Source organism: Meiothermus hypogaeus (assembly GCF_003574035.1).
Lineage (GTDB): Bacteria > Deinococcota > Deinococci > Deinococcales > Thermaceae > Meiothermus > Meiothermus hypogaeus.
On sequence record NZ_QWKY01000036.1, the window covers coordinates 24,012 to 33,772 of the forward strand.

6 protein-coding genes are annotated in these 9,761 nt (G+C 62.5%); 4 read left to right on the forward strand and 2 right to left on the reverse strand.

Annotated features, from left to right (window positions below; translation table 11 throughout):
• Positions 1 to 44: 44 nt before the first annotated feature.
• Complete coding sequence (locus Mhypo_RS10390) at positions 45 to 3,473, reverse strand: ATP-binding protein (protein WP_119341226.1); 3,429 nt, start codon at positions 3,471 to 3,473, stop codon at positions 45 to 47.
• 200 nt (positions 3,474 to 3,673) lie between these two features.
• Entirely contained in the window at positions 3,674 to 4,309 is a 636-nt protein-coding gene (locus Mhypo_RS10395; RefSeq protein WP_119341227.1) for a hypothetical protein, read from the reverse strand.
• A 269-nt stretch (positions 4,310 to 4,578) separates the two neighbouring features.
• Between Mhypo_RS10395 and Mhypo_RS18755 the strand changes: the two genes are divergently transcribed.
• The 4 genes from Mhypo_RS18755 (at position 4,579) to Mhypo_RS18905 (ending at position 9,707) form a co-directional block, all read left to right on the forward strand.
• Positions 4,579 to 6,351 carry a diguanylate cyclase gene (locus Mhypo_RS18755; RefSeq protein WP_119341228.1) on the forward strand — a complete coding sequence of 591 codons (1,773 nt, stop codon included), beginning with the start codon at positions 4,579 to 4,581 and terminating at the stop codon, positions 6,349 to 6,351.
• A 32-nt stretch (positions 6,352 to 6,383) separates the two neighbouring features.
• Positions 6,384 to 8,219 (forward strand): tetratricopeptide repeat-containing diguanylate cyclase, encoded by a 1,836-nt coding sequence (locus Mhypo_RS10405; RefSeq protein WP_119341229.1) that lies wholly within the window; start codon positions 6,384 to 6,386, stop codon positions 8,217 to 8,219.
• An 84-nt stretch (positions 8,220 to 8,303) separates the two neighbouring features.
• Positions 8,304 to 9,191, forward strand: coding sequence for a pseudouridine-5'-phosphate glycosidase (locus Mhypo_RS10410; protein WP_119341230.1), 888 nt, complete (start codon positions 8,304 to 8,306; stop codon positions 9,189 to 9,191).
• Positions 9,192 to 9,245: 54 nt separating this feature from the next.
• Positions 9,246 to 9,707 (forward strand): helix-turn-helix domain-containing protein, encoded by a 462-nt coding sequence (locus tag Mhypo_RS18905; protein ID WP_119341231.1) that lies wholly within the window; start codon positions 9,246 to 9,248, stop codon positions 9,705 to 9,707.
• Positions 9,708 to 9,761 lie beyond the last annotated feature (54 nt).

A 9,761-nucleotide genomic window follows, 5' to 3' on the forward strand; every position in this document is an offset into this window, starting at 1 on the left:
TCATCCACAATAGACCCCTTGGCATGACTGAAGGATGACAGGTGCTAGAGGAGGGCGATCCCAGCCGACTGGGCCGCCCCAAGTATCGCCTGGCAGAGGGGGTTCTGGCTCAGAAAGCCAGGGCGGTGCGCAGGGGGTACTTGTTCGGCAACCTGTAGCAGGTAGTGTACCACGGGTCGAAGCTGGGCACTGCCAGCCTTTTGGCCGGTCGCCCGAACCCGGTAGTGAACCCACAGCACCTCGAGCCTAGTACAGCCCGTGGGCCAGTACGCTTCTAGCTTTTCCACGGCAGCCTGGATGTGGCGCCGGGCTTCCCTATCGTTGGAAGAACGGGCAGGCGACTCGAGCAAGGCCTTAGCCGATAGGGTGTGGGCCGCTATTTCGAGGCTCGGCCAGTCGTTCTGCTGGGCCAGGGCCAGCGCCTCCCGGGTGTAAAGCAACGCCTGCTCCGGGGGGCTCATGCGGGCTCTGGCCAGCCGGTAGCGGCCATAGGCCAGGCCCCGGTACCCGACAAACAGGGCCTCGAGGCGCTCCAGCAGCGGCCCTACCGGCTCGCACAGTTGGTGGGCCAGAAGGGCTTCCAGAACCCGGTAGGTGGCCTCGTCCCGTCGGGGCAGGTCGGGCTCGCCCAAGGCCCGACCCAGCCAGTCCGAAGCCAGCTTCCACTCGCCCCACACCCAGTACAAGCGGGCCATCTGGTACTCGCTGAAAGCCCGTGTCCAGCCCCATTCTTCGGGCACAATTTGCAAAGCGCGTTCCAGGGCTTGCTGGGCTTCAGCGTAGCGCCCCAGGTCGTAGTAGCGCAGGGCCAGGTTGTTGAGGTGGTGCACCTCACGGCCGACCACGCCCTGCATCCCCTCGAGCAAGCGCTGCGCCTGCAACTGGGCTTCCAGGGCTGCCTCGGCGTAGCCCAGCGCGGCCAGGCAGACCGCACGGTTGTGGTGGAAGCCGACCCGCATCAGCCGGTTCCCGGACTGCTCCAGAAGGGGCTCAGCCTCGCGGTAGAACTCCAGGGCCTCGCGGTGGCGCTCGAGCTGGTCGTAAGCAATGCCCAGCCGCGAAGTACAGATGGCCGCCTGTAGCGCATCGCCCCGCTCCAGATGAAGCTGCCGGAGTTGCTCCAGGGCCTCAATCAGAGCCGGGGTCTTGCGCTGAACAAAAAGCGACTGAGCCAGGGCGTCCAGCAAGCGAACCCGCAGGTCGGGCCGCCCGGCCTCCTCGGCCTGCTGCAAGCCCTGGCGGGCAGCCTGCTCGGCCTCGGGGCCATAGGCGTGCTCGCCCAGGCGGATGGCCTCGCACAGCCAGGCCCGGGCCCGCTCGGCGGGGGTAGCGGCCAGGGCCAGCATGCGCTCGACCAGGGCCGCGTGCCGCTGGCCGGTGTCGAAGCGGCTCATCACCTGGCTGAGGGCCTCCAGCAGGTCGAAGGTCGGCCCGTCGCCCATTTGGTCGGCCAGCTCGAGGGCCCGCTGATAGAACTGGGCCGCCTCGGTCAGCCGGTAGGCTTCTTCGGCCTTGCGAGCAGCCTGCACCAGAAAGGGAATGGCCCGGGGGGGCTCGCCCTCGAGCCAGTGCCCGGCAATGCGGGCTGGGTCGGCCTGTTGGCTTTCCAGATACAGCGCGGTTTGCTGGTGCAAATAGGTTTTGATGCTGGCCGGAACGCTACTCAGGGTGGCCTCGTAGAGCAGGTCGTGGACGAAGATGGGGCCGCGCAGTAGCTGAGCCGCCTCGAGTTCGGCCCAAGGCTCGAGCAGCTCCATTGGCGTACTCTGGAGCACAGCAGCGGCCAGCTCGGGGGAGAAGTCCGGCCCGGCCACCGCCGCCGTGCGCACCAGCCGCTGGGCGCTCAGGGAAAGGCGCTGCAGGCGGGACTGGATTAGGGTGGTGATCTTGCTGGAAACCGGCAGGCGGCCCGGTTTCCGCTGGCCCAGCCCGCCCGATTCCCACAGGCTGCGTAGGGTCTCGAGCAGGAAAAAAGGGTTGCCACCGGTATGGCGGCAGAGCGCCTGGGCCCAGTCCGACGCCGCCTCTTGCAGCCCTGGTAGCTCGAGGCTCTCCAGCATGCTTTGAACCGCAGCAGCGTCCAGCGGCTGCACCTCTATCCGCACGGCCAGGCCGCTCTGAACCGCCTGGCTCAGTAGCTCCTCTATTTCTGCTGGAAGCTCGCCTGTACGAAAAGACAAAGCCGTGCGCAGCGGGCCTGGGCGACCCCAGTACGGGCTATAGACAAAATGCAACACCTCGAGGCTGGCCATGTCGGCGAAATGCAGGTCGTCCAGGCAAACCAGCCCCATTCCCTCGGCCACCGCCAGCCGCACCAGCTCGGCTTGGGCCTGGAAAAACCGAAGCTTTTCGGCCTGGGTTTGCTGAGGAGGTTGTGCTGGGCCCAACTCGGGCAACAGCCGGGCCAGCTCGAGCCGCACCCAGTCCGGTAGGTCCAGACCCGAAAAATACCCTAGGATCTGGCGGCAAATACGGCTATGGGTAGCGTAGGGAATACCCACGTCGCCCGGGCGGCCTTCAAAAACATAAGCTTGGCCCTGGCTACTCAGAAAATCCTGTATCAATCGACTTTTACCCACCCCGGGCGGACCCGAGAGCACAATGGCCTGCCCCTGGGCCCAGGCCTGTTCCATCTGGATCCATTCGGCCTCACGCCCCAGAAGCCGGGGGGGACGCAACATCGAGAGGGGGATTTCCTGGCGGGGCGTGGGTCCGTGGGGGGTGATGGGCTCCCCCAACTCGATCAAGCGGAGCAGCGCTCGGGTCTCGGGTAAGGGCTCTACCCCCATCTCCCGCAGCAGCATCCCCCGACACCGCTCAAAGGCCGCTATAGCTGCGCTCCGGTCGCCCAGCAAGTACCATAAGCGCATCACCCGGCGGTGGGCGGCTTCGGAGATCGGATCGGATTCCAGGAGGCGTTCGGCGTAGCTCAGGGCTTCGCGGTACTGTCCAGTCTGCTCGAGCTCATCGGCCAGCGCAGTTAGCGAGTTGCGACGCAAATCGTCCAAACGTTCACGCCTGATCAGAAGCCAGTCGTCGAAGTCGGGGCAGTCGTCGTAGTCGTGACCCTCGAGCAAGCGGCCCTGGCTTTGTACCACCTCGGCATGGCGACCTGCGAAGTGGGCGACCTCGAGGGCAGCCACGTCCACCTCCAGCCCTTGCAACTCCAGGACATCCGCACCCCTTACCAGTTCGACCCCTGACGCCTGCTTGAGCCGCCGCAGGGCCTGGGCCAGGTTGTTGCGGGCAGTGGCCTCGGAGGACTCGGGCCAAAGCAAGCCCGCCAGCTTGGAGCGGCTGGTGGGGCCTTCCAGGGTCAGGTAGGCCAGGATGCCCGCCGTCTTGCGTTCAACCGGGCGAAGCTGGCGCGTTTGGATCTGCAAAACCGGAACGCCCAGCAGTTCCAGACGCCCACGGGATGTCTGGGCCTCTTTGGCTCCTGGTGCCTTTTCCGGGCGTTTACGTTCCGGCATTTAAACATTGTAGGAATCCACGTCAAGGCCGGATGTTTGTTTGGCACAAAGTTACTCAGGCATTTTTGTGAAATAACGTGCCCGTTATTCTGTGGAGACGTAGCCGACGAGGAATCTTTGTTACCAATAATGCGCGGAGAGAATTCTCTGTTCTGCGATTTCTGGGCTCGACTGTCACGGCCTCCGGCGCGGGTATGGTCTTACAGGCCAAACCAAGTTAAAGGATAGTAGCTCACCAGTTCGTTGCGGTAAGGTTCCACCAGCCGCACATTGGCCGCCGGGGCTTCGGGCCTGGTCAGCTCGACCCTGGGGTTGAAGTCTCGGGCCCCTATCTGACGCAGTATCTCCTGGGGGTTCAGGTTGGGCACCCCATAGCCCAGCGCGGCATAGACCTGCGAGCGCACCCAGGCATACTCCCCTGGCGAGAAATCCTGCCGGTTCAGGGCCTGTACCTGCATCCTTTTGGCGTCCAGCACCAGCGAGCCCCCTTCGCGGAACAAGTCCAGTGCTGTGCGGTAATCCAGCGTAAGCTGTCCGACTTGCTGGTTGGCCAACTGGTTAAGCCGGGCCTCCACGCGCTGGTAGCGCTCCCCCAGTTGTTGCTTAACACTACGCTGCACCCTTAAAAAGCGCTGTACCTGATCGGGACTCAGCAACCCACTGGCGGGGGGTGTATACGCAGTCTGCCGTTTTACATCGCTGTCCAGGGCGATAATCTGCTGAAAATTGTTGACCAGGGTCTGGGCCGGACGAATCAGGAACGAATACGCTGCCCAGCCCGCCAGCCCCAAAAAAAGTAAAAAACCAAAACAACCCATCATGAGCCATCGTGCCATGAGCGCAGGATGGCATACCCCGGGTCACAAGACTGCGGCTTTCGGTTCAATTTGAGATGGATGTTCCACAAGGGCCTGGCTCGTTCAATCACCAGCCTTGAGTTCATCAACTACGTTTTAAACGTAATAATTAGGCAAAAACACCCCAGTTAACACCGGGTTGTGTCGGATATCACCCGAATTAATGGCTTTTACCTCTAGGCTCGAGCCAGGTTGCGCTTATTCGACCCCTTAGCAAGTATTTTTGATGCCTTTTTCATGGAGCAATTTTGAACCACGCCGCCACCCACCTCACCTCCTCTGCAGCCCCCACGGCAGCCGAACGGGTACTGACGCTGGTGGACCTGGGTAGCGAGGTTTTGCGCATCAATCCGGCCCAGGCCTTGGACATGGCCACCCAGGCCGCGCAGCTATGCCAGGAGCACGGGCTGGCCAGGCTCCGACTACCCGTTTTGAGCCTGCTGGGGGAAAGCCAGTACCGACTGGGGCAGTACCTCGAGGCCCGCGCCAATCTCAACACCCTCCTATCGCTGGGGCCCGACCAGGCCCTGGAGGCCCGGACCTTCAACTTGCTGGGTCATGTGCAGCGAATGCTGGGGGAGCATCGCACCGCCATCCAGCACTACAACCAGGCCCTCGAGCTAGCCCACCACCTGCAAGATAAAAAGCAGGAAATCACCGCCCTCAACGGGCTGGCCGGCACCTATTTCTCCTTGTTCGACTACCAGGGCGCCGCCGAACTGTACCTGCAAAGCCTGGGATTGGCCCAGAGCCTGGGCAACCTCGATGCCGAAGGGGCCGCCCTGGGCAACCTGGGCGCGGTCTACCTGGAGCAGGGGGAGCTCTCCCGGGCCCAGGAGCTTTTCCAGAAGGGCCTGGAAATCTGCATCCGGGTGGGCAATCAGCAGCGCGAGGCGGTCGTACGCAACAACCTGGGCTTCACCTATTATCGCCTGGACGCCTACCAGTCTTCGCTCGAGTACAGCCAGCAAGCCCTGCAGCTCGCCCAGAAGCTGCGGGACCGCCGTATCGAGGCCAGCGCGCTGGGCAACCTGGCCCTCACCTACTTTGCCCTGGGGCAGTACGACACCGCACTCGAGCTCAACAAACGAGCCCTGGAACTTGAGCGCGAGCTGCACAACCGCCATACCGAAGCCGATTTGCTGGTGCAGATTGGCCGCATCTGGCTGGAAAAGCGCAACTACACGTTGGCCCAGAGCACCCTCGAGGAAGCCTTGCAGGTAGCCCAGTCCGGTGGCAATCGCAAGGCCCATACCGAAGTGCATCTGTATCTGTCGGAAATCTGGCAGCACAAGGGCCAGTTTGCCCTAGCCCTCCAGCAACACCGGCTGTACCACGAACTGACCACTGCCACCCTGCGCGAACAACTCGAGCGCAAAACCCTAGCCCTCTTGATTCGCTTTCAGGCCGAACAAGCCCTGCAACAAGCCGAGATTGTGCGCTTGCGCAACGTCGAGCTGGTCTCGGCCAACGAAGCCTTGGAGCAGGCCAATCGCGAAAAAAGCCAGCTGCTGGCCCAGCTCGAGCAGATGGTGCGCACCGACCCCCTCACCCAGATCTACAACCGGCGCTACCTCGAAGAGCAGCTTCGCCACCTTTTCGAGCAGTCCCGTGCCGAACAATGGCCCTTGAGCGTAGCCCTGATTGACCTCGACCACTTTAAAGCCATCAACGACACCTACTCCCACCAGGCGGGCGACGAGGTACTCAAAACCACCGCCGCCCTCTTTAAAGAAGCCCTGCCGGAAGTCGGGCTGATTGCCCGCTACGGCGGGGAGGAGTTTGCCATCGTGTTTCCCCGGACCGCCGCCGCCGAGGCCGCCGCCGCCTGCGAGCGCCTGCGCCAGCGAATCGAGACCCACGATTGGAGCTTCATCCACCCCGATCTGGTGGTTACGGTCAGCATCGGGGTATCCGACGCACCCGCTGCCCCCAATCACGAAAAACTCCTGATGGTGGCCGACCAATACCTCTACGACGCCAAGCGCAGGCGCCGCAACCAGGTTTGCTTTGGGTCATAAAATCGTATTATAAAGCCCAAGACTATTGGGCTATGAACCAGACCCTCCAGGCCCTCGAGGCCCAACTCAGCCAGACCCAGGCCCTTTCGGAGAAACTGGAGTTGCTTGATCAGCTCTACCAGTTTCTGCGCCTGAGCGACCTGCATCGGGCCAAAGAGGCCGTGGAAGATATGCTAATTCTGTCACAGAACCCCGCCTATCCGGCCGGGCGCGGCCTGGCCCTCAAAAATCTGGGCGATTTTCATTTTCGCCAGGGCAACCTGCCGGCATCCCAGGGGTGTCTCGAGGAAGCCCTCTCCATCTTGCGCAGGGCCGGTGAAGTCAAGGGCGAGATAGACACCCTGAATGCCCTGGGCAACTTCTACTACTTTCAGGGTAGTTTTCCCAAAGCCCTTGAGTATTATCTGGAAGCCCTCGAGCAAAGCCGTAAATACGAACTCAAAGCCCAGGAATCCCACGCCCTGAGCGGGGTAGGCATCATCCAGTACACCCTGGGCAACTACCAGGAGGCCACCAAGTATTTTTTGCGGAGCCTGGCCCTCAAGCGCGAGATCGGCGATCGCCTGACCGAATCGGGCACCCTGAACAACCTGGGACTGGTCTACCTCGAGATGGGCGACTATCCAGGGGCGGTACAGCTCTACCGCGAAAGCCTGGAGATTAAGCGAGCGCTGGGCGACCTCCAGGGCGAGGCCAACGCCCTCTCCAACCTGGGTGTGGTGTTCCAGCGGCTGGGCCGCACCCAGGAAGCCCTGGACTACCACCAGCAGGCCCTGGAAATTGCCGGCCGGTTGGGTAGCCCCCAGGTACGGGCTACCTGTCTGGAAAACCTGGGCCTCTCCCATGCCACCCTGGGCAACCTGGAAAAAGCTCTGGAATTATTCCAGGCTTCCAAAAATCTCTACCAGGAGCAGGGCAATCGGCTGGGTGAGCTCAGTACATGGCTGCAGATAGGCTCGACCCTCGGCCACCTGGAGCAAGCGGAAGCCGCCATCGAGGCCCTGCAAAAAGGGCTCAAAATGGCCGAGGAGCTAGGGCCCCAGAAACCTTTGCTCGAGTTCCACCAGGCGCTTTCGAAGGTGTTTGAGCAGCTTCACAAACCCGCACTCGCCCTCTACCACCTCAAGCAGGCCATCGAAATTGAGCGCAGGCTGCACAAGGAACAACAAGCCCAAAAAACCGCCGCCCTGCTGGCCGGATTCCAGGTAGAAAAAGCCCGCCAGGAAGCCGAAATCGAGCGCCTGCGCAACACCGAGCTGGCCCGTGCCAACCGTGAGCTGGCCCGTGCTATCGAAAGCCTCAAGGAAGCCAACGCCGAAAAGACCCGCCTGCTGGACAAGCTGCGCCAGCAGTCTAAAGAGCTAGAGCGCCTGGCCCGTCAGGATCCCCTCACCCGGCTCTACAACCGCCGCTACCTGGAGGAAAACCTTGGGCGCGAGTTTGCCGCTTCCAAACGTTATAACTTCCCCCTCAGCATCGCCATGGTAGACATTGATCATTTCAAACAGATTAACGACCGCTTTTCCCATCAGGTAGGCGACGATGTACTAAGGCTGGTGGCACAGATGCTCGAGTCCAACTGCCGTGGCGTAGACTTTGCTGCCCGCTACGGGGGCGAAGAATTCGCCCTGGTCTTTCCACAAACCGACCTGCTGGGGGCGCTGGTGGCCTGTGAACGGCTGCGGCAACGGGTGGAGAGCTACGACTGGAGCACCATTCACCCTCATCTGAAGGTCACGGTGAGCATTGGAATTAGCAGTGATTCCACCTTACCCGATCACGAAAAACTCCTCGCCGCCGCCGATGAGCAACTCTACGCGGCCAAGCGAGCGGGGCGCAATCGGGTATTCCCGCAAGTAACGGGATAAAAGAACCCGGGCGCGGATACAAGCAACCAGGGATCAGACTTCTCCCTGACCCCAATCCCCGGTCCCCTCCCTTATGCTGTACACATGCGCGTACACCCCGAAGTTGCCCAGGCCCTACGAGACCACCAAGCGGTGGTGGCCCTCGAGTCCACCGTGATCACCCACGGCCTGCCACGCCCTATGAACCTGGCGCTGGCCCAGAAGCTCGAGGATACCGTGCGGCAGGCCGGGGCCATCCCCGCAACCATTGCCATCCTCAAGGGCGAAGTAGTGGTGGGCCTGACCCCGGACGAGCTACAAGCCATTGCTGCCGACGACACCGCCGACAAGGCCAGTCTGTGGAACCTGGGTGCCCTGGTGGCCCAGGGCAAAAGCGCCGGCACCACCGTGGCCTCCACCACCTTCCTGGCCCACAAGGCCGGCATCCAGGTCTTTGCCACCGGCGGCGTCGGCGGGGTACACCCCCATCCCTATGACGAATCGGCGGATCTGCTCGAGCTTTCCCGCACCCCCATCTTGGTGGTCTCGGCTGGCCCCAAAAGCATCCTGGATCTGGCCGCCACCCTGGAGCGGCTGGAGTCGCTGGGCGTGGCCCTGCTGGGCTACAAAACAAACCATCTCCCCGCCTTTCACAGCCCCTCCAGCCCCTATCCCCTACCCGCCCGGGTGGAATCTGCCCAGGAGGCCGCCCGGGCTTTTCGGGCCGCCCGGACTCTGGGATTACCGGGCGCCTCGCTGGTACTCAACCCCATTTCCAAAGGGCTGGAGTTTAGCCAGGTACAGCGCTGGGTTGAGCAAGCCACCCAGGAGGCCGCCCGCGCCGGGGTGGGTGGCAAAGCCCTGACGCCCTTTTTGCTGCGGCGTATCTCCGAGTTGAGTGGGGGCCAGACCGACGAGGCCAATCTGCGGCTGCTCGAAGAAAATGCGCGGCTGGCAGCCCAAATTGCGCTGGCTCTTGCCCAGCTATCCTGAGCCTCAACAGATTAGCTGCACGTGAGCTGATTTTGTGGCATAGAATAAGACGCAATGTGTGAGCTGGGGAAACGGCTGAGGGATGCCCGCGAGGCCAAGGGCTTGGAAATAGCCCAGGCAGCGGAGGTTCTCAAGGTGCGGCGGGTTATTCTGGAGGCCCTGGAGGACTGCCGTTTCGACGAGCTGCCCGAGCCCGCCCTGGCTCGAGGCTACCTCAAGCGCTACGCCCAGCTGCTGGGCCTCGAGCCCGCCCCCCTGCTGGCCCTGTACCCCATCGCCACCCCCGAGCTGGGCGGGCCTGTTGCCTCGAGCAAAGCCGCGCCGGGCTCGAAAGCTCCGGCCGCCCCTTCCAGCACTGGCTGGCTGTGGTTGGTGCCACTGGTTTTGCTCCTGGCGATACTGGGCTGGCTGGGCTACCGGGCCCTGAACCCGCCTAGCACTTCTACCCCAGCGACCTCTCGGATGCGGAGTGGGTTCTCCTGGAGGGTGTGTCCTGAAAATAGGCAAACAGCCTAAACTGTTGGAATGAGCGAAATACGGGAACGGATGCATCAGTTGGTGGATGAGTAC